At 70.8% G+C, this 26471-nt stretch carries 25 protein-coding genes, 1 pseudogene and 1 CRISPR repeat array; of the genes and pseudogenes, 14 read left to right on the forward strand and 12 right to left on the reverse strand.

Annotated elements, in window-relative coordinates; genetic code table 11:
• Window positions 1-126 precede the first annotated feature (126 nt).
• Window positions 127-3420, reverse strand: coding sequence for a S8 family serine peptidase (locus ACGFIK_RS23865; RefSeq protein WP_393341417.1), 3294 nt, complete (start codon window positions 3418-3420; stop codon window positions 127-129).
• 175 nt (window positions 3421-3595) lie between these two features.
• Between ACGFIK_RS23865 and ACGFIK_RS23870 the strand changes: the two genes are divergently transcribed.
• Window positions 3596-4153, forward strand: a complete 558-nt coding sequence (locus ACGFIK_RS23870; RefSeq protein WP_327024179.1) for a sugar O-acetyltransferase — start codon at window positions 3596-3598, stop codon at window positions 4151-4153.
• Between the two features lie 16 nt (window positions 4154-4169).
• Here the strand turns inward: ACGFIK_RS23870 and ACGFIK_RS23875 are convergent, their stop codons facing one another.
• From ACGFIK_RS23875 to fdxA, 5 genes are read right to left on the reverse strand one after another with little or no spacing between them, the layout of a single operon-like run.
• Window positions 4170-4817: a nucleoside/nucleotide kinase family protein gene (locus ACGFIK_RS23875; protein WP_393341383.1), complete on the reverse strand. Its 648-nt coding sequence runs from the start codon at window positions 4815-4817 to the stop codon at window positions 4170-4172.
• Window positions 4817-5461 (reverse strand): SIMPL domain-containing protein, encoded by a 645-nt coding sequence (locus tag ACGFIK_RS23880; protein WP_393341386.1) that lies wholly within the window; start codon window positions 5459-5461, stop codon window positions 4817-4819. The genes ACGFIK_RS23875 and ACGFIK_RS23880 overlap by 1 nt, the downstream gene beginning before the upstream one ends.
• Before the next feature lie 43 nt (window positions 5462-5504).
• On the reverse strand, window positions 5505-6521 hold the full coding sequence (locus ACGFIK_RS23885; protein ID WP_327024176.1) for a prephenate dehydrogenase/arogenate dehydrogenase family protein: 1017 nt from the start codon (window positions 6519-6521) through the stop codon (window positions 5505-5507).
• Between the two features lie 21 nt (window positions 6522-6542).
• Window positions 6543-7652, reverse strand: coding sequence for a succinyldiaminopimelate transaminase (gene dapC, locus ACGFIK_RS23890; RefSeq protein WP_393341419.1), 1110 nt, complete (start codon window positions 7650-7652; stop codon window positions 6543-6545).
• The gene (gene fdxA / locus ACGFIK_RS23895; protein ID WP_007464872.1) at window positions 7649-7975 is read right to left on the reverse strand and encodes a ferredoxin; all 327 of its coding nucleotides are present in this window, start codon (window positions 7973-7975) and stop codon (window positions 7649-7651) included. The genes dapC and fdxA overlap by 4 nt, the downstream gene beginning before the upstream one ends.
• A 79-nt stretch (window positions 7976-8054) precedes the next feature.
• On the opposite strand from fdxA, the gene ACGFIK_RS23900 reads away from it, so the two are divergent.
• Entirely contained in the window at window positions 8055-9104 is a 1050-nt protein-coding gene (locus ACGFIK_RS23900; protein WP_393341388.1) for a GNAT family N-acetyltransferase, read from the forward strand.
• A gap of 130 nt (window positions 9105-9234) precedes the next feature.
• Here ACGFIK_RS23900 and ACGFIK_RS23905 read toward each other — a convergent pair whose 3' ends face one another.
• The 3 genes from ACGFIK_RS23905 to mshB all read right to left on the reverse strand — a co-directional run bounded on the left by ACGFIK_RS23905 (window position 9235) and on the right by mshB (window position 11145).
• The gene (locus tag ACGFIK_RS23905; protein WP_327024174.1) at window positions 9235-9687 is read right to left on the reverse strand and encodes a hypothetical protein; all 453 of its coding nucleotides are present in this window, start codon (window positions 9685-9687) and stop codon (window positions 9235-9237) included.
• Between the two features lie 76 nt (window positions 9688-9763).
• Entirely contained in the window at window positions 9764-10204 is a 441-nt protein-coding gene (locus ACGFIK_RS23910) for a hypothetical protein (RefSeq protein ID WP_327027431.1), read from the reverse strand.
• A gap of 14 nt (window positions 10205-10218) precedes the next feature.
• On the reverse strand, window positions 10219-11145 hold the full coding sequence (mshB, locus tag ACGFIK_RS23915; RefSeq protein WP_327024173.1) for an N-acetyl-1-D-myo-inositol-2-amino-2-deoxy-alpha-D-glucopyranoside deacetylase: 927 nt from the start codon (window positions 11143-11145) through the stop codon (window positions 10219-10221).
• A gap of 86 nt (window positions 11146-11231) precedes the next feature.
• Between mshB and ACGFIK_RS23920 the strand changes: the two genes are divergently transcribed.
• The 7 genes from ACGFIK_RS23920 (at window position 11232) to ACGFIK_RS23950 (ending at window position 21582) form a co-directional block, all read left to right on the forward strand.
• On the forward strand, window positions 11232-13376 hold the full coding sequence (locus ACGFIK_RS23920; protein ID WP_327024172.1) for a prolyl oligopeptidase family serine peptidase: 2145 nt from the start codon (window positions 11232-11234) through the stop codon (window positions 13374-13376).
• A gap of 93 nt (window positions 13377-13469) precedes the next feature.
• On the forward strand, window positions 13470-14906 hold the full coding sequence (locus tag ACGFIK_RS23925) for a TldD/PmbA family protein (protein WP_327024171.1): 1437 nt from the start codon (window positions 13470-13472) through the stop codon (window positions 14904-14906).
• The gene (locus tag ACGFIK_RS23930) at window positions 14903-16303 is read left to right on the forward strand and encodes a metallopeptidase TldD-related protein (protein WP_327024170.1); all 1401 of its coding nucleotides are present in this window, start codon (window positions 14903-14905) and stop codon (window positions 16301-16303) included. Before ACGFIK_RS23925 ends, ACGFIK_RS23930 begins: the two co-directional genes overlap by 4 nt.
• Before the next feature lie 270 nt (window positions 16304-16573).
• Window positions 16574-17380, forward strand: coding sequence for a hypothetical protein (locus ACGFIK_RS23935; RefSeq protein WP_327024169.1), 807 nt, complete (start codon window positions 16574-16576; stop codon window positions 17378-17380).
• A 12-nt stretch (window positions 17381-17392) separates the two neighbouring features.
• A complete protein-coding gene (locus tag ACGFIK_RS23940; protein ID WP_327024168.1) occupies window positions 17393-19363 on the forward strand; it encodes a fumarate reductase/succinate dehydrogenase flavoprotein subunit in 1971 nt (656 codons plus the stop codon).
• Window positions 19363-20430 carry a succinate dehydrogenase/fumarate reductase iron-sulfur subunit gene (locus tag ACGFIK_RS23945; RefSeq protein WP_327024167.1) on the forward strand — a complete coding sequence of 356 codons (1068 nt, stop codon included), beginning with the start codon at window positions 19363-19365 and terminating at the stop codon, window positions 20428-20430. Before ACGFIK_RS23940 ends, ACGFIK_RS23945 begins: the two co-directional genes overlap by 1 nt.
• Before the next feature lie 258 nt (window positions 20431-20688).
• Window positions 20689-21582: a DUF559 domain-containing protein gene (locus ACGFIK_RS23950; RefSeq protein ID WP_327024166.1), complete on the forward strand. Its 894-nt coding sequence runs from the start codon at window positions 20689-20691 to the stop codon at window positions 21580-21582.
• A gap of 110 nt (window positions 21583-21692) precedes the next feature.
• Here the strand turns inward: ACGFIK_RS23950 and ACGFIK_RS23955 are convergent, their stop codons facing one another.
• On the reverse strand, window positions 21693-22127 hold the full coding sequence (locus ACGFIK_RS23955; RefSeq protein ID WP_393341393.1) for a (deoxy)nucleoside triphosphate pyrophosphohydrolase: 435 nt from the start codon (window positions 22125-22127) through the stop codon (window positions 21693-21695).
• A gap of 183 nt (window positions 22128-22310) precedes the next feature.
• Between ACGFIK_RS23955 and ACGFIK_RS23960 the strand changes: the two genes are divergently transcribed.
• Both ACGFIK_RS23960 and ACGFIK_RS23965 read left to right on the forward strand, forming a co-directional pair.
• Window positions 22311-22637, forward strand: coding sequence for a 4a-hydroxytetrahydrobiopterin dehydratase (locus tag ACGFIK_RS23960; protein WP_327027430.1), 327 nt, complete (start codon window positions 22311-22313; stop codon window positions 22635-22637).
• A gap of 71 nt (window positions 22638-22708) precedes the next feature.
• Entirely contained in the window at window positions 22709-23071 is a 363-nt protein-coding gene (locus ACGFIK_RS23965; protein ID WP_327024164.1) for a PH domain-containing protein, read from the forward strand.
• On the opposite strand, the gene ACGFIK_RS23970 is transcribed toward ACGFIK_RS23965, so the two are convergent.
• Entirely contained in the window at window positions 23059-23322 is a 264-nt protein-coding gene (locus ACGFIK_RS23970) for a hypothetical protein (protein ID WP_393341397.1), read from the reverse strand. The genes ACGFIK_RS23965 and ACGFIK_RS23970 overlap by 13 nt on opposite strands.
• Window positions 23322-23621 (reverse strand): DivIVA domain-containing protein, encoded by a 300-nt coding sequence (locus tag ACGFIK_RS23975; RefSeq protein WP_393341421.1) that lies wholly within the window; start codon window positions 23619-23621, stop codon window positions 23322-23324. The genes ACGFIK_RS23970 and ACGFIK_RS23975 overlap by 1 nt, the downstream gene beginning before the upstream one ends.
• A gap of 283 nt (window positions 23622-23904) precedes the next feature.
• Between ACGFIK_RS23975 and ACGFIK_RS23980 the strand changes: the two genes are divergently transcribed.
• From ACGFIK_RS23980 to ACGFIK_RS23990, 3 genes and pseudogenes are all read left to right on the forward strand, one after another.
• The gene (locus tag ACGFIK_RS23980) at window positions 23905-24321 is read left to right on the forward strand and encodes a GntR family transcriptional regulator (RefSeq protein WP_393341400.1); all 417 of its coding nucleotides are present in this window, start codon (window positions 23905-23907) and stop codon (window positions 24319-24321) included.
• Between the two features lie 14 nt (window positions 24322-24335).
• Window positions 24336-24545 (forward strand): annotated as a pseudogene (locus tag ACGFIK_RS23985) (winged helix-turn-helix domain-containing protein); the annotation flags it as partial.
• Window positions 24546-24605: 60 nt separating this feature from the next.
• Window positions 24606-24743 carry a hypothetical protein gene (locus tag ACGFIK_RS23990; RefSeq protein WP_393341423.1) on the forward strand — a complete coding sequence of 46 codons (138 nt, stop codon included), beginning with the start codon at window positions 24606-24608 and terminating at the stop codon, window positions 24741-24743.
• Between the two features lie 41 nt (window positions 24744-24784).
• Window positions 24785-26336: a CRISPR direct-repeat array (repeat unit 28 nt; unit sequence GGAACACCCCCACGTGCGTGGGGAGGAC).
• The last annotated feature ends 135 nt before the right edge of the window (window positions 26337-26471 follow it).

Genomic DNA, 26471 nt, shown 5'->3' on the forward strand with positions numbered 1-26471 from the left:
CGCCCCCACCCTGTGGTGGTTTGCGGGCGCCCCCCACCCCCCCCCCCCCCCCCCCCGCCCCGCCCCCCCCCACCCCCCCCCGGGGGGGGGGGGCCGGGGGGGGCCCCCCCCCCCCCACCGCGCGGTTCACCGCAGGCGGTACGCCTGGATGATCCGCTGGGTCACCGTACTGCCGGTGCTGTCCTGGGCGGTGGCCCGCAGGGAGACGTGGTCGGCACCCCGGGGGTGCTTCACCATGGCCTGCCAGCTACTGCCGGTCTTGACCACCTTCGCCTTCTGCCAGGTCTTCCCACCGTTGTAGGAGACCTCGACGGTCAGCGAGGTGGTCCGCCCGGCCGGTGCCCCGGGCTGACGCTGCACCTGGACCGGGATGACGAAGGCCCGGTTGGCCGGTGCGGAGTTGTGCGCGTCCAGCGGGGGCGCGAACCGGACCACACTGACCGGCAGCCGCGCGTACTTGTCGCCCCGGACATGTCCGGACCGGAAGGTCCACACCGCGCCGACCTCGGTGCTCAGGTCGGTGAAGCTGCGCTTGGCCGAGGTCTCCAGCCGGTAGTTCGCCGTACCGGGTGGCACCTCGAACTGCCCCCAGCCGGGCTCCTCGCTCTCCCCGACCAGCTTGCCGTTGCGATACAGCGCGGTGTGCCCGGCATCGATCAGCGTGCCACCGACGTGACCCGCCGCATCGTTGTGCAACCCCAGCGCCAACCCGATCACGTCACCCTGGCGGGTCACGCCGTCATCCGGCCACCGCGGGGTCGAGAACGAGGGCCCGTAGGGTGCCGCGTTCCAGGTCTCCTGGTAGTGCCGACCGGCCCGGTACGCCGTCGGCTCCGACCAGAAGGCGGCCACCAGGTCCAGCCACGGCTGGTCCTCCACCGGAGTACCGAACGCCACCTCGCCGAACCAGCGGACCTTCTTGGTGTTGTAGTACTCGACCCGCTGACCCGGCACCGCGACCCTCGCCACGGCAGCCCAGCCGCCCAGGTCGGGCTCGAACACCGGGTAAACGGCCCGCTCGGCCAGCGCCCCGGAATAGCCACCCTGGAACCGATGGGTGACCTTGGCCAGGTCGCTGTAGCGGTAGTGCTTGGTCACCCCGTTGGGCAGCCGGCCCGGGAAGGACTCGCCCAGCCCGTAGAAGTAGGTGCTGTTGGCCGCCTCCCAGTCGGTGAACTGACTCGACACCGAACTGACGAAACGGTCCGCCGGTACCGGTCGGCCGAGCTGCCCGATGGCGATACCGTCGAAGTTTTCGCCGAGCGCGCCGAAGCCGGCTGCGCCGAGGTCGCCGAGCAGGAAGGTCGCGTCGGCCACGGCCAGCGCCGATTTAGCCGAACGGTCCGGCACGGTGAGTCGTACCGCGCCCGCCTTGCGTCCGTCGATGGTCACCGAGGTGTCCCGCTTCACCTCCAACTCCGGCCCGGCCATCATCGTCACCTGCTCGTTCGCCTCGTCGAACAGGTAGCTGGCGAGTCCGTACCGGCCCTTGGGCACCCGAACCTCGGCGGTACCCGACGGGTCGTACACGACGAACTCGTCGAAGTTCGCCAGCCCGAGCAGGAAGGTGAAGTGATCGCTTGCCACGGCACCGTCGCGACCCAGGTGCCGCAGGGTCACGTCGTAGCTCTCCACCTCCTTGTTGATCGCCAGCGGGGTGGTCACCACCGTGTCGCCGGAGCGGGCGAGCACCCGGCCGGTGTAGTGGCCGTCCGGGCTGTCGATGCTGGTGTCGGCCGTGACGGTGGCCGAGGCCGTACCGCCGGCCGGCACCACGACCTGCTGGGTGCTGAGCGAGAACATGCCGTCCGGGGCCGACTCGCCGCCGGGGCCGGTGGCCTGCACGGTGAGGTCCAGGGTGATCGCCGTACCGCCGGTGTTTCGCCAGCTCAGCTCGCGGGTGACCGGCTCGTCGTCGTCGTGCGGCCAGATGGTACGACCGAGCGAGACGCTGCTCGGTTCGCTGACCACCTGCTGGTTGATCGCCCGCGCCACGTCGACCCGGCCGGCCCCCTGCTGGTACGCGGTCAGATCCGGGTGCGGCTGGGCCGAGGCCATCAGCAGGGCCTTGAGCTGTGCCGCGGTCGCGTCGCCGCGCTGCTGGGCCAGCAGGGCCGCCGCCCCGGCGACGTGCGGTGCGGACATCGAGGTGCCGGAGAGCGTGACGTAGTGCTCCCCGACCGGATCGCCGAGCTCGGTGCCCGCGCCCCGGGCGGCGACGATGTCCACCCCGGGTGCGGTGATCTCCGGCTTCAGCCCGTCGTCGCCGACGCGCGGGCCCTGGCTGGAGAAGTAGGCGAGTTCGTCGTCGCGGTCCACCGCGCCGACGGCCAGTGCGGCCTCCGCGCTGGCCGGCGAGCCCACGGTGCCGGCCCGGCCACTGTTACCGGCCGAAATCACGAAGAGGGCGCCGGTCTGCTCGGTCAGGGTGTTGACCGCCTCCTCCAGGGGGTCGATCTCGGGGGTGTCCGACCCACCCAGGCTGATGTTGATCACATCGGCCTGCTGGTCGACCGCCGCCCAGTGCATGCCGGCCAGGATGGCCGAATCCGTGCAGCCGTACTCCTCACAGACCTTGCCGGACAGCAGGGTGGCGTCCGGGGCCACCCCCCGGTTGCGTCCACCGGAGGCCGCCCCGCTGCCGGCGATGGTCGCCGCCACATGGGTGCCGTGCCCCACGATGTCGCCCGGGTTCTCCTCCTCGCTGAAGTTCTGCGCCTCGGCGACCCGCCCGACCAGGTCCGGGTGGGCGGCGTCGACACCGGTGTCCAGCACGGCCACCCGGACCCCCTGGCCGGTGTAACCGGCCTGGTGGGCGGCGGGGGCACCGATCTGCGGCACGCTGTGCTCCAGGGTCAGCTGCCGCTTGCCGTCGAGCCAGATCCGCTCGACACCCCCCGCATTGTCGAGCCGAGCGGCCGGGCCACCGGCGAGACTCGTCCAGAGCGCGCTGATCTCCCGCTTGTCGGCGGTGGCCGCGACCCCGCCGATGGCGGCCAGGTCGCGGGTGACGGTCACCCCCTCGGGTGCCGCGCTCCGCCGGGCCGCCCCTTGCTGGTGAGTCATCAGCAGGGGCAGGTTGTCCCGCCGGGCGTCGTCGTAGCCGGCCGCGATCAGCCCGGTCACGTCGAACAGCCGCCGGTCGACCCGGCCCTCGCGAACCAACGGCAGGGCGTCCTGCGGGATCACCCAGAGGTGGTCCCGCTGACGCTGGGTGATGAAGCGGATGCCGGACCGGCCCTCGGCCGGGCGTACGCTCGTCGCCCCGGCCTCGGTGACGGTCACCCGGTCACCGGTGATCAGGGTGACGGTCGACTGGCCGGGCACGGCCGGACGGGCGGTGACCTGGGGGGACTGCGATGCGGCCGGCCCGGAGGGGGTGGCCGAGGCGGCGCCCGGCACGCCGAGCACCAGGACCATCCCCAGGCCGATGGCGGTCAGTTTGCTCCTTTGTTGCAACTGATCCTCCTTCTGTGAGCGTCTATCGATGTGAGTACATCGACACCACTAGGGTTGCATACTGAGTATGCAATGGGGAGTCAAGAATTCGACGAAGTTGAGTACTCAGGGTCTCCGGGAGGGTCACGATCAGCAGATGAGATCCATGAAGGAGCGGATGCTGGCCGGTGAGGCGTACCTCGCCGACGACCCGGAACTCATCGCCGAGCACCTGCACGCCCTACGGCTACTGGAACGGTTCAACTCCGCCCCCGCCGACCAGCGCGAAGCCCGCCTAGCCGTGCTCCGCGACCTGCTCGGCGACCTCGGCGACCAGACCTCGATCCGCCCACCGTTCCACTGCGACTACGGCTACAACATCCGGATCGGGCCGCGCAGCTTCGTCAACTTCCAGTCGGTCTTCCTGGACCCCGCACCGATCACCCTCGGGGCCGACGTGCAGGTGGGCCCGAACGTCCAACTGCTCACCCCGACCCATCCGGTCGAGCCGGAGCAGCGCCGGGCCAAGTGGGAGGCGGCCCAGCCGATCACCATCGGGGACAACGTGTGGCTGGGGGGCGGGGCGATCGTCCTGGCCGGAGTGACCATCGGTGAGAACACGGTCATCGGTGCCGGTGCCGTGGTGACCCGGGACCTGCCGGCGAACGTGGTGGCCGTCGGAAATCCCGCCCGGCCGATACGCCAGATCGGCTGACCGCCCGGGGCTTACCTCATTCCGGTGGTGGCTCGGCCAGGCGTACCACCAGGTCGGCCCGGTCGGCGGTGCCGGCCACCAGGGCGGCGTTGACCTCGTCGCTGCCCAGCGCCCAGTCCTGGGCCTGCTCCGGCGAGCGTCCGTACGCGGCATGCCGGGCGATCAGTCGGCGGTGCCGCAACTCGGTGTCCAGATCGAGGAACCACGCCTCGTGCAGCAACGAACGCAGCTCGTCCCAGGGCGGCTGCGGCACCAGCAGATAGTTGCCCTCGGTCACCACCAGCCGGACCTCCGGCGGCACCTCGATCGCCCCGGCTACCGGTTCCTCCAGCTCACGGCGAAACTCGGGCGCCCAGACGGAGGTCGGCTCCTTGCGTCTTAGCCGACGCAGCAGGGAGACGTACCCGTTGGCGTCGAAGGTGTCGATGGCACCCTTGCGCGAGGCCCGGCCCAGCCGGTCGAGCTCGGCCTGGGCCAGGTGGAAGCCGTCCATCGGCACCAGCCGGGCCACCGGGCCGAGGGCCGCGACCACCTGAGCGGCCAGGGTGGACTTGCCGACCCCGGGGGCACCGGTGATGCCGAGCAGTTGCCGAGGACCGGCGTCGGCCAGCCTGCCGGCCCGCGCCACCAGATCCTCGACGGCCAACACCTCGGCGGGGGGCATCAGGACAGGACCGGCCGGGTGATGTGGAACTGCGCCCGTACGGCGGCGTGCACCCCCTGGGGCTGGGGGTCGAAGTCCAGTTGCGGGGTGCCACCGGCGGACTCCCCGGTGTCGAAGGCCATCCGCATCATCTGGGGCTGCACGCTGCCACCCTCGTCGGCCAGTTCGATCAGGTCGGTGACCTGGGCACCGAGGGCCTGCGCGTACTCCCGGGCCCGTTGCAGGGCGTCGGTGATGGCGTCGTGGCGGGCCTGGCGGTAGGTCGGGCTGTCCGGGCGCAGCGACCACCAGGGGCCGGCCACCTCGACCTGATCCTGGTCGGCCAGGCGCAGCATCAGCTCACCGAGGGCGGTGAAGTCGGTGACCGTCACCGTGGTCACCACGGAACCGTGCCAGGCCACCACCCGCTCGCCGGAGCGTCGGGTCTCCGGCCGGACCCGCAGGTCACCGGTCTCCCGGCGGTCGATCGACGACTCGGCCGCATCCAGCAGCACCCGGATCGCGGCGGCCCGCTCGGCCAGCCGGGTCAGCACGACCTCCCGGTCGCGGTCCCGGGCCAGGGCGGTGACCGCGAATCGGGCGATCTCCGGGTCGACCTCGCGGTAGGCCTCGCCGCGTACCGTCACCACCGGTCCGTCCACCATGACCTCACCCTAACGGCGGGGCGGGCCGCACGCCCACCGATGCTCAGGCGGAGGCGGGGCGGTGGGTCCGGTAGGTCACCACCTCGTCGTCCACCCGGCAGCCGCTGAGATGCCCACCGGCCGCACCCAGGGCACACAACCAGGCCACCTCCTCGGCGGGGTCGCCCGCCATCGGAAACGACCGGTCCTGCTCGGCGTACGGCCGATCGGCCAAACTCCCACGGGCCGTTGCGGCCTCGGCGTACCGGGCGGTGAGCAGGTCGGGATCGTCCGCGCGCAGGGCCTCGGCCAGCTCGTCGAGATATCCCCGCACCCCGGTCAGCGCCGCCAACACCTCGTCGCGGTTGCCGCGCAACATGTTCGTCGTCCGCTGCGGCGGGGTGCCGGCCACCCGGGTACCGTCCCGGAAACTACCCGCCGCCAGGGCGAGCACCGCGTCGCGCAGCGGGGACCGCTCGGCCGCTCCCGCCAACGCCCCGGCGAGCAGATGGGGCACGTGGGAGGCGAGCGCGACCACGGCGTCGTGCCGATCCGCCGCCATCGGCACCACCCGGGCGGCGAAGACCTCCGTGATCAGGGCCACCAGCCGACGGAACCCGGCAAGCCCCTCGGCGGCCGGGCAGAGCACCCAGGCCGCACCGGCGAACAGGTCCGGCACGGCGGCCGACAGACCGGCCCGGTCGCTGCCGGCCATCGGATGACCGGGTACGAACCGGTGCGTCAGCCCCTGCGCCGTGGCGAACGCGGCCACCTGCCCCTTGGTGCTGCCGACATCGGTGAGCAGGCAGTCCTCGCCGGTCGCCGCGACGACCTCGACCAGGGTCGCCGGCAGGGTGGGCAGCGGCCCGCCGAGAAAGACCACCTCCCGGTCGGCCACCGCCTCGACCAACAGGTCAGCAGTGGGTACGCCGAGAGCCCGGGCCTTTCGGCGGGTGCCCTCGTCCGGATCCCAGCCGATCACCTCCAGCCCGGCGGCGTGCAGGCGCAGCAGCACCGAACCGCCGATCAGACCGGTGCCGAGCACGGCCACCCGGGGCCGCGCCTGTCTGCCGACCACCATCGCGTACCTCGGCGTCCCGGGTCAGACCTCGGCGAGACGGGCGGCCACCGCAGCGATCCGCTCGTCGGACTCCGTCAGAGCCGCCCGGACGTACCGGCGGGCACCCGGGCCGTAGAAGACACCGGCGGCGACCAGGATGCCCCGACGGGCCAGCCAGTCGACCGTCTCCCAGCAGTCCTCGTCCCGGGTCAGCCAGAGATAGAGCCCCGCCTCGGAGTGCTCCACCCGGAACCCGGCCTTCGTGAAGGCCGCCCACAGGATGTCGCGGCGGGCCCGGTAACGCTCCCGCTGCTCGTCGGCGTGCTGCTCGTCACCCAGGGCGGCCACCATCGCCGCCTGCACCGGCGCCGGCACGATCATGCCCGCGTGCTTGCGGACCTTCAGCAGCTCCGCCACCAGGGCCGGGTCACCCGCCACGAAGCCCGCCCGGTAGCCCGCGAGGTTGGACCGCTTGGACAGCGAGTGCACCGCCAGGACCGAGTCGTACGAGCCGCCGCAGACCTCCGGGGACAGCACCGACACCGGTTGCGCCGTCCACCCCAGGGGCAGGTAGCACTCGTCGCTGGCAACCACCGCGCCACGCTCCCGCGCCCAGTCCACCACCTTGCGCAGGTGGCTGGCGGGCAGCACCCGGCCGGTCGGGTTACTCGGCGAGTTCACCCAGACCAGGCCCACCCGGGAGGTCGGCCCGACCGCGGTCAGGGAATCCGCGCGTACCGTGGTGGCCCCCGCCAGCCGCGCCCCGTCCTCGTAGGTGGGGTAGGCGACCGAGGGCACCACCACGACGTCGCCCGGCCCCAGCCCCAGCAGGGTGGGCAACCAGGCCACCAGCTCCTTGGAGCCGACCGTGGGCAGCACACCGAGCCCGTCCACCCCGGCCCCGCAGGACCGGGCGACCCAGGCGGCGATCGCCTCCCGCAGCACGACCGTGCCGGCCGTCAACGGGTAACCCGGAGCGTCGGCCGCGTCGGCCAGCGCCCGCTGGATCACCTCTGGTACCGGGTCGACCGGCGTACCCATGGACAGGTTGATCAACCCGTCCGGGTGCGCCGCGGCCAGCACGGCCGCGGCGTCCAGGGTGTCCCAGGTGAAGTCGGGAAGCCGTGACGAGACCGGCGCGGGCCGGCTCAGTGCCCCTCGCCGCGCGGCGGCTGCGCGGCGACGAAGGTGGCGTCCTTCTCCACCTTGCCGATCTTCGAGGCGCCCCCGGGGGAACCCAGGTCCTCGAAGAACTCGTAGTTGGCGCCGGTGTAGTCCTTCCACTGCTCCGGAACGTCGTCCTCGTAGAAGATCGCCTCTACCGGGCAGACAGGCTCACAGGCACCACAGTCGACGCACTCGTCGGGGTGGATGTAGAGCATCCGGTTGCCCTCGTAAATGCAGTCGACCGGGCATTCCTCGATGCATGCCTTGTCGAGCACATCCACGCACGGCTCGGCGATGATGTAGGTCACCGGTCTTCTCCTCCGCAAGACACGCCGCGATCACCCGCGACGCTAAGAGCCTAGTATCTCGTCGGGGAGGAGGTCGATCGTGCTCGGAGAGCAGGATTTAGGACACCGGATCGTGGTCCGGCGTGTCGTCGGCACCCGCGCCGGTCGTCCGGTTTACTCCGATGCGCTCGGCGAACTGGTCGAGGTGTCCGATTCCCACCTCACCCTCACCACCCGTACCGGACAGGTCCGGGTTCCGATCACCGAAGTGCACCGGGCCAAGCGGGTACCCCCGGCCCGACGTCCGGCCGCCGACGCCGTGATCGAACTAGAACTCGCCGCCGACGAGGCCTGGCCCGCACCGGTCCGCGTACGACTCGGTGACTGGCTGCTACGGGCCGCCGACGGCTGGACCGGCCGCGCCAACTCCGCCCTGCCGGTGGGCGACCCGGACCGCCCCCTGCCGGCCGCGCTGGACGAGGTAGAGCGCTGGTACGCCGCCCGGGGGCAGCAGCCGCTGGTCACCACTCCCCTGCCCCTGGCCGCCCCGGTCGGCGCCGAACTAGACCTACGCGGCTGGGGCAGCCGCCCGACCGTCCTGGTGCAGACCGTAGCCCTACCCCTCCTGACCACACCCCCCGAGACCGACCTGGACGCGATGCCACCTGAGGCCGAGCTGGGCGCGGCGTCGCGCGGGGCCGGCCTGGGCGCGGCGTCGTCGAAGCCGGGTGGGGCGGTGTCGGCGGCCGTGATCGAGCTTGCCGACGAGCCCTCCGAGCAGTGGCTGGCGGTGGCGGCCAGCCGCAAGGGCGGCCTACCGGAGGCCGGCCGGCACGTACTCACCGCCGTGGACCAGGTCCGCTTCGCCCACGCGTACGTCGACGGAGCCCTGGTGGCCGTCGGCCGAGGCACCGTGACCGGGCAGGGCCGCTGGCTGGGCCTCTCGTTGATCGAGGTACTACCCCCCGCCCGCGGCCAAGGCCACGCCACCGCCCTGACCCGAGCCCTGGGCCGCTGGGCCCAAGCCGCAGGCGCAACCCAAGCCTTCCTCCAGGTAGAGCAGCACAACACCCCCGCAGTAACCCTCTACCGCAAACTAGGCTTCACCACCCACCACACCTACCGAACCCGCACCCCACCCACCCCCTAACCCCCTGCCCCCTTCGCCCTCGTTGATCATGAGGTTGGCGGCACCGTGGAGATCGACGACTGCCGCCAACCTCATGATCAACGGGGCGAATCAGGGAGTGGGGGTGGGTGAGAGGGGGTGGGGGTGGGGGTTAGCGGCGGGGTTTGGTGGGGGCGGATTGGGCCAGGCGTTGTAGGCGCTGGGAGCGGTAGTCGCGGCCCAGGGTGGTGAGGAGCAGGTGGCCGAGGATGGCACCGATGCTCGTGGCCAGCAGGTAGAGCAGGACCTGCCAGAAGAAGGTGGCGCTGCCGCTGCCGAAGGGGTTCTGGCCGACCAGCAGGGGTCCCACCAGCATGGTCAGGGCAAGCGCCATGCCGATCGCGGCGGCGACCTCGGCGCCCCACTGCGCCGGTGGGCGGGACTGCCCCCAGGCGATGGCGGTTCCGGCCAGGATCAAGCCGATCACCACGAACATCCCGAGGGTCACCCGGTCGGCGGCCGCCTCGTCACCGTCGAAGCCGAACCGGATGATCAACCGGGCGACCACGTTGACTGCGAACAGCGCGATCGTGAGTACTCCGACCGCGCGCCACCGCTGACCCATCGCACGCCTCCCGCCGTACCGTCCGCCTCGTGGCGGACTCTTGGCAGGAATATCTACCACTCCGGCGGTGCCGCCGTCAGTAGCGACCGGGTCTGGGGGGCCCGGCGACGATCGACCGGAAGGCCGTCACCGCGAAGGCCATCGCCCCGACCACCACCAGGGCCAGCCCCACCCAGTTGCCGATCAGCAGCACGTCACCCTCAGCGGTCCGGTCGGCGGCAGCGATCATGATCACCACCCAGGGCAGGGCCGGCAGGGCCACCGCCCAGCGCCGGCCGACCGTCTCGATGGCGAACCAGCTCAGCGCGATGTTCACCACCACGGCCACCAGCGCCGCCACCCCGATCAGGTAGCCACCGACCCGCAACGGCGCCAGCAGCAGCTCCAGCACCGCGGTCACCGCACCGGCGACCACGGCCACCAGCCCGCCGGTCACCCGCAGCCCCATGTCGAGGACACGCCGCACCCCGGCCGCCCTGGGCGGCGGCGGGAGCTGCTCCTGCGGGGCGACCGACATCGCGGCGGACGAGCTCACCGTTGACCGGCCGAGAGGACCGCCGACGGCTGCGGACTCCCACCCAGGTCCAGCCCGGCGAACAGGTCCGACTCCCAACCGTACGGGCCGCTGCCCGGCCCCTTGGTGCCGACCGCGAGGGTGAAGTACTCCACTCCCATGAACTCGGCACCGAAGTTGCCGGCGATCGAGTAGAGCCAGGAGTTGGCCGGGATCTGGGTGGCGTGCGCCCGCATCGCGGCCTCCTTGGCCGCGTGCTGCTCGGTGGCGTCGATCCGCGCCGCGATCTGCGGGTCCGGGGTGCAGAAGGGCAGCTCCGTGGCGTCCGTGATGCCGGCGAAGGGGTTGTCCGAGGCCTCCTCGAAGTGCGTCATCCCCGCCTCCAGGACACTCTGCGGCATCGCCGTCCAGTAGACCTTCGCCGGGCCGATGCCCTCCCCCGCGGCCAGCTCGACCGCCCGGATCGTCACCCGGTGCGCCTGGATGTGGTCCGGGTGGCCGTAGAACCCATTGTCGTCGTAGGTGATGACCACCTGCGGGCGGATCTCCCGGATGACCTCCAGCAGATAGCCGGCGGCCTCGTCGAGGTCGGCCTGCCAGAAGGCGCGCGGGTTGGCGTTGGTGGGCAGGCCCATCATGCCGGAGTCCCGGTAGCGACCCGCCCCGCCGAGGAACCGGTGGTCGGTGACGCCGAGTTCGGCGCAGGCGGCGGCCAGTTCGGCGATCCGGTACCCGCCGAGTTGATCCGCCTCGGCGGCGGCCAGCCCGGCCAGTTCCGGGACGTGGATCTCACCCTCCTCACCCAGGGTGCAGGTGACCAGGGTGACGTGGGCACCCTCGGCGGCGTAGTAGGCCATCGTCGAACCGGTGCCGATGGTCTCGTCGTCGGGATGCGCGTGGACCAGCAACAGGCGGCGGTCGGGCAGCGTCGTCACGACGGTCACTCTAACCGGCGGTTTGTCCGCGCCGGTCCGTACGCGTCCCCGCAGGTCGCTCACATTGCACTGGCCGCGGGCCTACCATCTGGCCTGTGGACTTTCCCGAGCTGGCCGCCCGCACCCGCAGGTTCAGCCACGGGGCGCCGCGCGCGGTCACCGTGGCCGGCGACGGAGCCCGGGTGGTCTTCCTGCGCTCCAGCGGCCCACAGGATCCGGCCGACGCGCTGTGGCAACTGGACGTCGCCAGCGGCGAGGAGTGGTTGGTCGCCTGCCCGCTCACCCTGCTCGGGGCGGACGCCGACCCCGCCGCGCTGAGCCCCGGGGAACGGGCCCGCCGCGAACGGATGCGGCTGTCCGCCTCCGGCATCGGGTCGTACGCCCTGGATTCCGCCGGTCGGGTGGCGGTGTTCGCGCTGGCCGGTCGGCTGTTCCGGGCCGACCTGGTGCACGGCGACGTGATCGAGGTGCCGGTGGCCGGGCCGGTCCTCGACCCCCGGCCCGATCCGACCGGCCAACGGCTGGCGTACGTCACCGACACGGCCGAGGGGGTACGCCGGGGGCAGTTGCGGGTGGTCGACGGCGACGGCACCGACAGCATCCTCGCCGGTGAGGACTCCGGGGTGGTCTGGGGACTGGCCGAGCACATCGCCGCGGAGGAGTTCCACCGGTACCGGGGCTACTGGTGGGCGCCGGACGGTCGTTCCGTGCTGGCGGCCCGGGTCGACGAGACCCGACTGCCCCGCTGGCACCTGCACGACCCCGCCCAGCCGGCCAGCCCACCGGAGAGTGTCGCGTACCCGGTGGCGGGTGGCCCGAACGCCGAGGTCAGCCTGCACCTGCTCGACCTCGACGGGGGTTGGGTGGATGTGCACTGGGACCGGGAGACCTACCCGTACCTGACCGCGGTGCACTGGGCCGAGGGCGCTCCGCTGATCACCGTGCTGCGCCGTTCCCAACAGCACGGGCTGGTGCTGGCCATCGACCCGCGTACCGGGGAGACCCAGGTGCACGCCGAGTTGGCCGACCCCCGCTGGGTGGAGCCGATCGCGGGCACCCCGGCCCACCTGCCCGACGGGCGGGTGCTGGTCGGCGGCGAACTGGCCCACGACGGGTACGACGCCCGCTGCCTCTTCGCCGACGGCACCCTGCTGACCCCACCCTCGCTGTACGTACGCCGGGTGGTCGGTCGGCTGGCCACGGTCAGCGGCCCGGCGGACCTGCTGGTGGAGGCCAGTGACGGGGAGCCGAGCGAGCAGCACCTGTTCCGGGTGCGTACCAGCATCGGCGGCGGGGTGGACGCCCGCCGGTTGACCGCCGACTCGGGCTGGCACACCGCCGCGGTCGGCGGGGAGGTACTGGTCATCGGCACCGCCTCGCTGGACCATCCCGGCATCCGCTGGACCGTACGCCAGGGCGACCGGGAGGTGGCCACCCTGCGGTCGCTGGCCGCCACCCCGTCGTACGCCCCGCTGCCCCTGCTGGAGCGGGTGACCGACCGGCGGCTGCCCTCGGCGGTGCTCTACCCGGAGAACTACGTCACCGGCCGACGGCTGCCGGTGCTGCTGGACATCTACGGCGGGCCGGGCCACCAGGAGGTGGTGGCCGCGCGATCGGCCTGGCTGGAACGACAGTGGTGGGCCGACGCCGGCTTCGCGGTAGTCGTGATCGACAACCGGGGCACCCCGGGCATCGCGCCCTCCTACGAGAAGGCCATCCACCGGCGGGTCGCGGACGTGATCCTCGCCGACCAGGTGGATGCGCTGCACGCCCTGGCCGACAAGCATCCCGACCTGGACCTGGATCGGGTGGCGGTACGCGGCTGGTCCTTCGGCGGGTGGCTGGCCGGGCTGGCGGTGCTGCGCCACCCGGAGCTGTTCAAGTGCGGGATCGCCGGTGCCCCGGTCACCGACTGGGCCCTCTACGACACCGCGTACAGCGAGCGCTACCTGGGGATGCCGGACGACGGCCTGGACGTGTACGCCCACCACTCGCTGGTCGACCTGGCCGCCGAGCCGGTCACCGACCCGGCGCAGGCCCGCCCCTTGCTGCTGGTGCACGGCATGGTCGACGACAACGTGGTGGCCGCCCACACCCTGCGCCTGTCGGCGGCGCTGCTGGCCGCCGGCCGGCCGCACTCGGTGATCCCCCTGACCGGCGCGACCCACATGGCCGCCGGTGGCCTCTCCGAACGCCTCCTCCGCCTGGAACTCGACTTCCTCCGCACCCACCTGATGTAAGGAAGGGCACCCTATTAACGCCTGCGGTAGAGCAGGGGTCCCCGGTTAACAAACCGGTCAGCGGTCGTCGGTGGGCTCGCCTAGGGTCGGCCCATGAGCGAGTTCGAGGTGGCGACCGCGGCCGTGCAGGCCGCCCTGGACGCGGGCGCCAGGTACGCCGACGCCCGGGTGATGCACCGGCGCTACGAGTCGATGTCCGCTCGCAACGGCGAGATCGAGGCGCTGACCCAGGACGAGAGCCTCGGGTTGGGCGTACGGGCGCTCGTCGGGGCGAGCTGGGGCTTCCACGCCGTACCGGAGTTGTCCGACCGGGCCGCCCGCGAGGCCGGCCACCGGGCCGCCCGGACCGCCGCCGCCAGCGGCCTGGTCCCCGGCCCCCCGGTCGACCTGGTCCCGGTCACACCCACCACCGCCAGCTGGTCGTCACCGTACGATGTGGACCCGCTAGCGGTCTCCCTGGCCACCAAGGGTGACCTGCTGGTGGCCGCCACCGCCACGGCGGTCGACCACGGGGCCGACCTCGCCGAGGGGCTCTACCAGATCTGGGACACCACGAAGTGGTTCGTCTCCAGCGAGGGCCACCGCATCGACCAGCACATCCGGGAATGCGGCGGCGGCATCTCGGCCACCGCCATCGGCGACCGCGAGACCCAACGCCGATCCTGGCCCAGCTACCGAGGGCAGTACGGCACCACCGGCTGGGAGCTGGTCGACTCGCTGGACCTGACCGCCCACGCGGCGCGCATCGCGGAGGAGTCGCGGGAGTTGTTGACCGCGCCGCTGTGCCCGGCCGGGGAGACCGACCTGATCCTCGGCGGCGAGCAGCTTGCGTTGCAGATCCACGAGTCCGTCGGACACGCCATCGAACTGGACCGCATCCTCGGCTGGGAGGCCGCCTTCGCCGGTACCTCCTGGCTGGACCTGGCCCAGCTCGGCTCGCTGCGCTACGGCTCGGAGCTGATGAACATCACCATCGACCCGACCATCCCGGGCGCGCTGGGCAGCTTCGGCTACGACGACGAGGGCTCCCCGGCGGTCAGACGCGACGCGGTACGCGCCGGGCGGTGGGTGGGGGTGCTGGCCGGGCGGGATTCGGCCGCCGTCGCGGGCCTGGACTACGGCGGCAGCGTACGCGCCGACGGCTGGGCCCGGCTGCCGATGGTCCGGATGACTAATGTCGGCCTGGAGCCGGGCCCGCACACCCTGGAGGAGATCATCGCCGCCACGGAGGAGGGGGTGCTGATGGACATCAACCGGTCCTGGTCGATCGACGACAAACGGCTGAACTTCCAGTTCGGCTGCGAGATCGGGTGGGAGATCCGCAAGGGCCGGCGCGGGCGGATGCTGCGTAACCCCACCTACACCGGCATCGGGCCGCTGTTCTGGCGCTCGATGGACATGCTCTCCTCCGAGATCGTCTCCTGGGGCACCCCCAACTGCGGCAAGGGCCAGCCCGGTCAGATCGGGCACACCGGTCACCCGGCCGCCCCGGCCCGCTTCCGCAACGTCCGGGTAGGAGTTCACGCGTGAGCAGTGAGTTGGGGCTGGCCGGGCAGGTGGTGGAGTTGGTCGGCCGGCTCGGGGGTGTGGGTGCGCAGGCCGAGGTGACGGTCAGCCGGGGTGAGCTGGCGTTGACCCGGTTCGCCAACTCGGCGATCCACCAGAACGTCGCCGAGTCCGCCGTGGAGGTCCGGCTGCGGGTCCACCTGGATGGTCGTACCGTCGCCGGTAGCGGCACCACGGCCACCCCGGAGAACCTGCGCGCTCTGGTGGAACGGGTGCTGGCGGCGGCCCGGTTCGCCCCCCGGGATCCGGCCTGGCCGGGGCTGACCGCACCGCAGCCGGTGGCGGCCCCGCTGCCGTGGGACGCGGCCACCGCGCAGGCCGGGCCAGATGACCGGGCGGCGCTGGTCCGGGCCTTCGTCGACGCGGCCGGTGGCCTGGAGACCGCCGGCTACTGCCGGACGGCGGTACGGACGGTGGCGTTCGCGAACTCGGCCGGTCAGGCGGTGCAGGGCCGCACGGTCGAGGCGGCGATGGACGGGATCGCCCGGGCCGACGGCGCCGACGGCACGGCCCGCGACTGTGCCCAGCGGCTGACCGACCTGGACGCCGCCGAGTTGGGGCGCCGAGCCGCCGCCAAGGCCCGTGCCGGAACCGACCCGATCGAGTTGCCGCCCGGACGGTATCCGGTGGTGCTGGAACCGGCCGCCGTGGCCGACCTGCTGCAGAATTTCTCCTGGTACGGCTTCAACGGCAGGCAGTACGCCGAGGGGCAGTCCTTCGCCGAGCCCGGGGTGGCCCAGTTCGATTCGGCGGTGACCCTGGTCGACGATCCGCTCGGTGCCGCCGGGCTGCCGTTCGATCTGGAGGGTACGCCGACGTACACCCTGCCCCTGGTGGAGGCGGGCGTCACCCGGGCGGTGGTGCACGACCGGCGCAGCGCCGCCGAGGTGGGCGGCGAGTCCACCGGGCACGCCTGGACCGGCAGCAGCACGATCGGCCCGGTCCCGCGTAACCTGCGCCTCGCTCCAGCCACGACGACCACGGACACCCCAGGCGTCCCGACAACCGCCGCAGGAACAGCCGGGGCGGTGGCCGATGCGGACACTGCCGCCCTGGTCTCCCGGATGTCACGCGGGCTGCTGGTCAGCGACCTGTGGTACACCCGGGTACTCGACCCGAAGAGTCTGGTGATCACGGGACTGACCCGCAACGGGGTGTGGCTGGTCGAGGATGGGCAGGTCACCCGCGCGGTGCGCGATCTGCGGTTCACCGAGTCGTACCCCCGGGCTCTGGGGCCGGGTGGGGTGCTGGAGCTGGGGCGGCGGGCGGTCCGGCAGCCGGGTCGGTGGGACGGGGTCTGGTGGGAGGCGCCCGCCCTGCGGCTGGCCGCATGGAACTTCACCGGAGGAGCGTCCGGCTGACCAGCCATCGGCCACTGGTCGATCTTTTTCGGACGCTCGCATATTGATCATGGCGAGAGGGTTTCCAAAGAGCGGGACACACGGGACACTGCCTTGCGCGGACGGCCCGCCTAGATCGGCGTAACGTGTGTCACTTAGCTGCTCCGGTACGCCCGGCGCGGTCGTTGGTGTGCGCATGACGTGGCAAACGGAGTCGGCAACGCCGATCCGGGTGCCGACCGGGAAGTGTTCCGCCGCCCGTGAGAGGGCCCCGTCAGGGAGACGACACGAATGACATCATCGGCAACGAAGCTGCGGGGGGCGCGCGCCCGCGCCGCCATCGCGGCGAAGACGTTGCGTACGGACCGTTGGTGGATCGCCCCGCTGATCACGGTCATCGGCCTGAGCGCATGGGTGGCGTACGCAACCGTCCGGGTCTTCATGCACAAGTGGTACTGGGTCGAGCAATACCACTACCTGACCCCGTTCTACTCCCCCTGCGTGACCGACCGGTGCATTCCGGAGGCCTCCCACTTCGGGCAGTACCTACCCGGCTGGTGGATCATCCCGGACGCCGCCTTCACCCTGCCGTTCCTGCTGCTGTTCCGGCTGACCTGCTACTACTACCGCAAGGCGTACTACCGGTCGTTCTGGCTCTCGCCGCCGGCCTGCGCGGTGCCGGACGGCCACGCCTCCTACGGCGGTGAGACCCGTTTCCCGCTGATCGTGCAGAACTCGCACCGGTACTTCTTCTACTTCGCCGCGATCATCTCGCTGATCAACACCTGGGACGCCATCGCCGCCTTCCACAGCCCGGAGGGCTTCGGGTTCGGCCTGGGCAACCTGATCCTGCTCGGCAACGTGATCATGCTGTGGGCGTACACCATCTCCTGCCACTCCTGCCGGCACATCATCGGTGGCCGGTTGAAGCACTTCTCCAAGCATCCGGTCCGGTACCGGGCCTGGGGCTACGTCTCCTGGCTGAACGTCCGGCACATGCAGCTCGCCTGGATCACCCTCGGCACGTTGGCGCTGACCGACTTCTACGTCATGTCCGTCGCCGCCGGGTGGATCTCCGACCTGCGGTTCATCAACTAGGGGCCCCACACCATGACGACCAATTCTCAGCACGACCCGAGCACCACCACCCGCATCGAACGACACCACTACGACGTGGTCGTGATCGGGGCCGGTGGCGCCGGTCTGCGCGCGGCGATCGAGGCCCGGCTGGCCGGCAAGAAGACCGCCATCATCTCCAAGTCGCTGTTCGGCAAGGCCCACACCGTGATGGCCGAGGGTGGCGCCGCCGCCGCCATGGGGAACGTGAACAGCCGGGACAACTGGCAGGTGCACTTCCGGGACACCATGCGCGGGGGCAAGTTCCTCAACAACTTCCGGATGGCCGAGCTGCACGCCAAGGAGGCACCGCAGCGGATCTGGGAGCTGGAGACGTACGGCGCGCTGTTCGACCGTACGAAGGACGGCAAGATCTCGCAGCGCAACTTCGGCGGCCACGAGTACCCCCGACTGGCCCACGTCGGCGACCGGACCGGCCTGGAGCTGATCCGTACCCTCCAGCAGAAGATCGTCTCCTTGCAGCAGGAGGACAAGCAGGAGTTCGGCTCGTACGACGCCCGGATCAAGGTCTTCTCCGAGACCACCATCACCGAGCTGCTGCTCGACGGTGACCGGATCGCCGGGGCCTTCGGCTACTACCGGGAGTCCGGGGAGTTCGTCCTGTTCGAGGCGCCGGCCGTGGTGCTGGCCACCGGCGGTGTCGGCCGCTCCTACAAGGTCACCTCGAACTCCTGGGAGTACACCGGGGACGGGCACGCCCTGGCCCTGCGCGCCGGGGCGACCCTGATCAACATGGAGTTCCTCCAGTTCCACCCCACCGGCATGGTCTGGCCGGTCTCGGTGAAGGGCATCCTGGTCACCGAGTCGGTGCGCGGTGACGGCGGGATCCTGAAGAACTCCGAGGGCAAGCGGTTCATGTTCGACTACGTCCCGGACGTCTTCCGCAAGCAGTACGCGGAGACGCCCGAGGAGGCGGACCGCTGGTACACCGACCCGGACAACAACCGGCGCCCGCCGGAGCTGCTGCCCCGCGACGAGGTCGCCCGCGCGATCAACAGCGAGGTCAAGGCAGGCCGGGGTACGCCGGCCGGCGGGGTCTACCTGGACATCGCCTCCCGGTTGCCGGCCGAGGAGATCCGCCGCCGCCTGCCCTCGATGCACCACCAGTTCAAGGGCCTGGCGGACGTCGACATCACCAAGGAACCGATGGAGGTCGGCCCCACCTGCCACTACGTGATGGGTGGGGTGGAGGTCGACCCGGACACCGGTGCGGCGTACGGCTCGGTGCGCGGGCTGTTCGCCGCCGGTGAGGTCTCCGGGGGTATGCACGGCTCCAACCGGCTCGGCGGCAACTCCCTGTCCGACCTGCTGGTCTTCGGCAAGCGGGCCGGTGGCCACGCGGCCGGTTACATCGACCAGTTGGCCGCCCGTCCCCGGGTGGCGGTGACCGCGGTGGAGACCGCCGTGGAGACCGCCCTGGCTCCGCTGCAGCGGGACACCGGGGAGAACCCGTACACCCTCCAGCAGGATCTTCAGGCGGTGATGGGCGACCTGGTCGGCATCATCCGGCGGGAGGCCGAGCTGGAGGACGCCCTGGCCCGGCTGGCGGAGCTGCGCGAGCGGGTGGCGAAGGTCAGCGCGGCCGGGGGTCGCCGCTACAACCCGGGCTGGCACCTGGCGTTGGACCTGCGCAACATGCTCGTCGTCTCCGAGTGCACCGCCAAGGCGGCCCTGGAGCGCCGCGAGTCGCGGGGCGGACACACCCGCGAGGACTACCCGACCATGGATCCGCAGTGGCGGCGGGTCAACCTGGTCTGCTCGCTCGACGGGGACACCGTCCGGCTGGGCCGCAAGCCGCTGCCGAAGATGCGCGCCGAACTGATCAGCCTGTTCGACCGCGCGGAGCTGGCCAAGTACCTCACCGACGAGGAACTCGCCGAGTTCGACGCCCTCGCCGCCGCAGACGCCGCGGCCACCGACGCCGTCGAGAAGGAGAACAGCTGATGGGTACGAAGCGTCAGTTCCGGATCTGGCGGGGTGACGCCGACGGTGGCGAGTTGCAGGACTACACCGTCGAGGTGAACGAGGGCGAGGTGGTCCTCGACGTGATCCACCGGTTGCAGGCCACGGACGCGCCGGACCTGGCCTGCCGGTGGAACTGCAAGGCGGGCAAGTGTGGTTCCTGCTCGATGGAGATCAACGGGATGCCCAAGCTGGGCTGCATGACCCGGATGTCGACCTTCGAGGAGAACGAGACCGTCACGGTCACCCCGCTGCGTACCTTCCCGGTCATCCGGGACCTGGTCACGGACGTGTCGTTCAACTACGAGAAGGCGCGGGAGACCCCCGCCTTCGCGCCTCCGGCCGACCTGGCCCCCGGTGACTACCGGATGCAGCAGGTCGACGTGGAACGCTCACAGGAGTTCCGCAAGTGCATCGAGTGCTTCCTGTGCCAGACGGTCTGCCACGTCATCCGTGACCACGACGACAACAAGCCGGCCTTCTCCGGGCCGCGGTACTTCATCCGGGCCGCCGAACTGGACATGCACCCCCTGGACACCCGGACCGACCGCAAGGAGTACGCGCAGTCGGATCAGGGCCTCGGATACTGCAACATCACCAAGTGCTGCACCGAGGTCTGCCCCGAGCACATCAAGATCACCGACAACGGGATCATCCCCATGAAGGAACGGGTCGTCGACCGCAGGTACGATCCTCTTGTGTGGCTCGGCAGCAAGATCTTCCGGAGGGGTCAAGTGCCTCAGACCAGCGTGACCAGTGAACATTCCCCGGGCGCGGTGCGCTCCAGCGCCACCGGCCACGGTGTGCACTCGCACGCGGGCGGCTCGCACGACTCCGCCGCCGAGGTGCAGGCGCAGCAGGGCGTCAACTGGCACCGCGAGGTGCCGCACCCGACCGCCCCGGCAGTCGACGCGAACGGCAAGCTCCCCCTGACGGAGCTCACCTTCGACCGCGCCGCCGCCCCCAGCCCCTTCGGCGACGACGTGACCTTCCCGCTCCCACCCGAGCACCTCAACTTCGCCCACCCCCAACAGGACGAAAAGCACTAACCACCGCGAAAGGGGGAGGGGACTGCGGCATCGGCCGCAGTCCCCTCCCCCTTTTCCCTCCCCGCCCCGCCTCCTTGGCCCCGTTGATCATGAGGTTGGCGGCAGTAGTCGATCTCCACGGTGCCGCCAACCTCATGATCAACGAGGCTGGGGTGGGAGTTATCCACAGGGCGGGGATTGGGTTATCCACAGGGGCTGCGGTGGGGGGTGGGGGCGGGTCAGGGTGGTGGGGTGGATCGAGAGGGACGGATTTCGTGGGTGGCGGCCCGGCAAGACGGGCTGGTGGGTCGGGGGCAGGCGCTGGAGGCCGGTTTCACCCGACATGAGGTCGACAACCTGGTGACCTTCGGGCGGTGGCAGGCGTTGGCTCGGGCGGTTTACCTTCCGCGCCCGATCTGGGCGGTGCAGCCGTCCCGGCGTCAGCAGGTCCGGGCAGCGCTGCTGTCGCTGGGGCCGGCCGCGTTCGCGGTTTTCGGCACCGCCGCCGAATTGCACCGGATCGGCGGCCTACCGGCGTCCGACGAGATTCACATCGGCCTGCCCTCGGCGGCCGCCAAGCATGCCCGGATCAGAGAACCCCACATCGTGCTGCACCAGCTGGACCAGCCGGTGAAATCGCTGGTCAGCCTGAGCGGTCTGCTGGCCACCGACCCCATCAGCACGGTCAGCGACGTCATCCTCCGCGTCCAGCGGTACCCGGCCGTCTCGGTGCTCGACTCGGCGCTCAACCGTGGATTGCTGACCAAGGAGGATCTCGGGTCGATCGCCCGCCGGATCAGGCGCAGGCGGGGCGCGGTCGCCGCGCGCGGCTACCTGGCAGAGGCCGACGGGCGGGCACAGTCCCCGCTGGAAACCCGGGCCAGGCTGCGCTGCGTAGACGGCCGGGTGCCACCAGAGGTGTTGCAACTGGAGGTACGCGATGACGACGGCTACCTGCTCGGCATCGGGGATCTGGGCTGGCGAAGGCGGAAAGTCATCGCCGAGGCGGACGGCCGAGGCGCGCACGACATCCCGGAGGCGATCTTCTCCGACCGCCGCCGCCAGAACCGCCTGGCCAACGCCGGCTGGTCCGTCCTCCGATTCACCTGGCAGGACACCCTAGACCCGGCCTACATCCCCTGGACAGTCCGCCAAGCCCTCTCCACCCCCTAACCCCCACCCCTCCCCAACCCGCGCCGCACCCACCCAAAGAACCCCGTTGATCATGAGGTTGACGGCACGGCGGAGATCAAAAACTGCCGTCAACCTCATGATCAACGGGGTCAACGAAGGAGGGGGTGGAGGGCGGCGACTATGGGGGTGTCGGCGGGGAGCCAGGTTACGGTGTTCAGTTCGGTGGCGGAGAGCCAGCGGAGTTCGGAGTGTTCCAGCGCGCGTGGGCGGTCGCCGTGGAGGAGGCGGGCGGCGTACACCTTGAGGACGCTGCGGCCGTGGGCCATCCGGACGTCGCGGCCTACCCGCTCGCCGATCTCCACGCGTACGCCTAGTTCCTCGGCGCATTCGCGGGCGAGCGCTGCGGTTTCGGTCTCCCCCGGCTCCACCTTGCCGCCGGGAAACTCCCACATGCCCGCCACCTCTGGTGGCGCGGAGCGGGCACAGGCCAGTACCCGGCCGCCATCGATGATCGCCGCGCCGACGATCACCTTCGGCTCGCGTGGGGCGGCCTGTCCGTCACCGTTCGCCCGTTCGGTCCACACGGGCGTCCAGCGTGCCAGATCAATCGGCGGTTTGGGTAGCTTGGTCGTCCGTCAGGCCAGGAATCCCCGGAAGTGTGGGCGTGGACACACCCTCCGTGCAACGTAAGACTAGGGACACCGACAATGACACGGGGCGGCGACGATTTGGCCACAAGCCGGCAACGAAGCCTGGGAGGCGCGGTGATGCGTGCGCTGTTCGGCGGTCGTACGAAGCACGACTACCTCAGCGACGCCCTGACCCTGCTGAACGGGTGGACACGCGAGGGCGAACAGATCCGGCGTACGTTGGTGATCGACGACAGTCAGCATGCCGCATTGACGGAGCGAGTCAAGGTGGTCGCGGACGCACTTCACATCCGGCCGGAGATCAGCCGCCGCGCCGACCACACCACCCAGATTCGGGTCGGTCACGACAACTGTCCCCTCACCGAGGGTGAGGTCCTGTTGGCCGCCCGCATCGAGGACGCGTACCGGGCCGTGGCCGAACCGGGCGAGGGCCTGCCCGGCTGACCGGAAACGCCCCCCGGCTGACCGGAAATGGACCGGCAGGTGGACTGGCGTCGGCCGCCTACCGTGGGCCCATGGCCAACCCCACGTACGACCGCAAGGAACAGTTCCAGCAGATCCAGAGCGGCCTGCTCGACCAAGAACAGATCATCGCCGTGTACGACGCCGTCGGCACCGGCACCGGGTTCATCGGGCTGACCGACCGGCGGGTGATCATTCAGGACCGCTCGTTCATCGGCAAGCGGTACGCGATCACCAGCATCCCGTACTCGAAGATCACCAGCGTCAGCGTGGTCAGCAACAAGTCCTGGGGTGGCTCGTTCTTCTCCACCGGCGCCATCGCCATCCACGTCGGCACGCACACCTACGAGGTGGAATTCCGGGGCGACCAGAAGAGCCACCACGTGCACAACGTGATCCTGCACTACATCAGCTGACCAGGCCACAGCCGCCGGGAACACGGGCCGTCGTGGTCGGCGCGCAGCACACACCGCCGACCACCGACCACCCGCAGGTCACAGAAGACCCGATGGCGTACGCCCTGGGAGTCCTCGGCCGAGACGGTGGTCTCCCCCGGGTCGGTCCGGGCGAGCAGGCTAGCCCACCGCGCCACCACCCGACCCAGGCGTACGGCGGCGGTCAGGTCCCCGGCGACCACCGGCAGGTGGATGACGAACCGCTGACCCATCAGCGCTGCCCCGCGTGGGCCCGCTCGGCCTGCTCGGACTGCCAGCAACGCAACGCATCCTTGATCCGGTCGGCCTCCTGCCTGCTGACGCCGAGGGCGGCGTAGACGCTGGCCAGGTCGTCGGCCACCTGATCCAGGAACTCACGCACCTCCTCCGGATCGAGCCCACGCCGCCAACGCCGGGTGGACCGGAACTGCCGACCCCGCACCTGCCACGGCCGCAACGGTGAGTACGCCGCCGACCGGTAGTAGCCCGGCTCGTGCGTCTGCCGAACCGACTCACCCCGACCGGCCCACACCCACCGTCCGATACGCCGGAGGATTCCCACGCCCTGCCCCCTCCCGTTGTGGATCTTCTTGGAAGTGGGCACCCGCCAACCCGGGCAGGCGGGTGCCCACGGCCCTGCCACCGCAGCCCTCACCGGCAGTACGACAACAGAGCAGCTCACCGGAGGCGGATAGCGCCGAGTTCCTCATCCGCACACCGACCGTGACTGGGACTATACGGACGTCCACTCAGGGGCACAACCCCACGGGGGCGCATCCTAACTTGTGGCCATATGGGGACAAGGCTGATGTGGTATGAGCATCGATCCGCGCCTGCACACGCCGGTCTATGTGCAGCTGGCCGACCTACTGAGGCAACGGATTGAGTCAGGCGAGCTGAGGCCGGGCAGCCTCATCCCGAGCGAGGCGCGGCTGACGCAGGAGTACGGAATCGGCCGAGAGGCGGTCCGTATGGCTGTCGCGCTCCTACGCTCCGAGGGACTCGTTCGTACCCAACGCGGACACGGCAGCTACGTACGCGAACTCACCGAACGCAGGACCATCGAGCTCACCGCTGGCAGTTCGGCGATCGCCCGAATGCCGACCGGCGCGGAGCGACGTGACCTCGGACTCGACGAGGGAGTGCCCGTCCTGGAGATCCGCGACGCCAAGGGCAAGACGGAAGTTCTTCCCGGCGACGAGATCAAACTCACTCGTCCCACAACGGATTGAGCTTGCGGCTACCCATGCGCATCGATCCGCGCTCACACACGCCGGTATACGTCCAGCTCGCAGACCTGATTCGCGGGCAGATCGAGACCGGTGCCCTGGCTCCCGGATCGAGCATCGGCAGCGAGGCCCGGTTGAGTCAGGAGCACGGGATCGGACGCGACGCGGTTCGGATGGCCATCTCTCTGCTTCGCTCGGAGGGACTCGTCACCACGAGCCGCCCGCTCGGCACCCGGGTTCGGGAGACTCCCCAGCGCAGAACGGTCCAGCTTCCGGCAGGTGCCGCCGTGGTCGCTCGAATGCCGAGCGGTGCGGAGCGGCGGTCGTTCGACCTGGACGAGGGCGTCCCGGTGCTTGAGGTGCGCTACCCGGACGGCAGCACGGAGAGCTTCCCCGGCGACGAGGTGGAGCTGACCTTCCCGTAGCGGGCAGGACCGGCCGAACAGCGGCATAGGCCACGGCCACCGGCGCACCCCCACGTGTGTAGGGAGGACGCGGGCAGGGTGCGCGGAAAGCGGCGGCGCACGGCGCACCCCCACGTGCGTGGGGAGGACTCCTGCTGCACCCGCAGCCGCTCCGCGACCTCCGGAGCACCCCACGTGCGTGGGGAGGACTCGGTGAAGTCGCCACGTGCCTCGAAAATCTGCGGAACACCCCCACGTGCGTGGAGAGGACTCTGACCAATCCACCCGCAGCGTCTCCGTTTTGGGAACACCCCCACGTGCGTGGGGAGGACGACAGACGAACATGGACGAGGGCGTGCCGATCCGGAACACCCCCACGTGCGTGGGGAGGACAAGGCGGTCGGCGCCGACATGAAACAACTCGACGGAACACCCCCACGTGCGTGGGGAGGACGGCGGCCCGACCGGCGGCACGTTCACGCTCACCGGAACACCCCCACGTGCGTGGGGAGGACCTTTGTTGACATGGCGATCGGGTGAGGGGTGAGGGAACACCCCCACGTGCGTGGGGAGGACACCCATGTCGGCCTCTACCTGGGTGATGGGCGCGGAACACCCCCACGTGCGTGGGGAGGACGGCGTGGTCTCGGGATGCTGGGCGTCGCCCGCCGGAACACCCCCACGTGCGTGGGGAGGACGTGGCGCAGTACCGCAGCATGTGGAACGACATCGGAACACCCCCACGTGCGTGGGGAGGACGCGACGCCGGCGATGATGCCGGCCCAGATTGCCGGAACACCCCCACGTGCGTGGGGAGGACTCCGCCGCCGTACGCGGCAGGGTCATGCCGACCGGAACACCCCCACGTGCGTGGGGAGGACAGCGGAGACCCGTCAGGCGCCTTGTTGAAGAACGGAACACCCCCACGTGCGTGGGGAGGACTGCGCCTGCTCGGCCATCCGCTCGGCGATTTTCGGAACACCCCCACGTGCGTGGGGAGGACCTATGGTGGGCGGTGGCCGACTACGCCGGCCCGCGGAACACCCCCACGTGCGTGGGGAGGACACCAGAGGGCGCGTCGGCGCGGTCCGGTGTGGAGGAACACCCCCACGTGCGTGGGGAGGACGGCGTGGACCAGACCCAGAAGAACGGCTACGCCGGAACACCCCCACGTGCGTGGGGAGGACGCGGCTATGCCGGTGGCGATAGGCACCCGCCAGGGAACACCCCCACGTGCGTGGGGAGGACGTTGGCGCTTGATTCCTCTGGCGCGACTCTGGGGGAACACCCCCACGTGCGTGGGGAGGACACGACGCGAACGACCACAGGGCGGTGTAGTAACGGAACACCCCCACGTGCGTGGGGAGGACTCACCCTGCAAGGTGATCGCCGCCAGAGCGAGTGGAACACCCCCACGTGCGTGGGGAGGACGCCGATCACACCCGCTTCGACCCGATCGCTGAGGGAACACCCCCACGTGCGTGGGGAGGACCTACCGCTGGCCGTCGGTGTGGCCGTCGGGTACGGAACACCCCCACGTGCGTGGGGAGGACGAAAGTGCCTGTCGTGCGTCCGCCGCCAAATCCGGAACACCCCCACGTGCGTGGGGAGGACTTCGCAGCGTTCGCGCCAACGATGTTCGATGCGGGAACACTGTCCCGCACCGGGTTTGATGGAGACATCGAAATCTGGGAGGAACATCAGCGATGCCCGCACCGAAGAAGTACAACGATGAGCTGCGTGAGCGTG

This window comes from Micromonospora sp. NPDC048871 (genome assembly GCF_043198155.1).
Taxonomy (GTDB): Bacteria; Actinomycetota; Actinomycetes; order Mycobacteriales; family Micromonosporaceae; genus Micromonospora.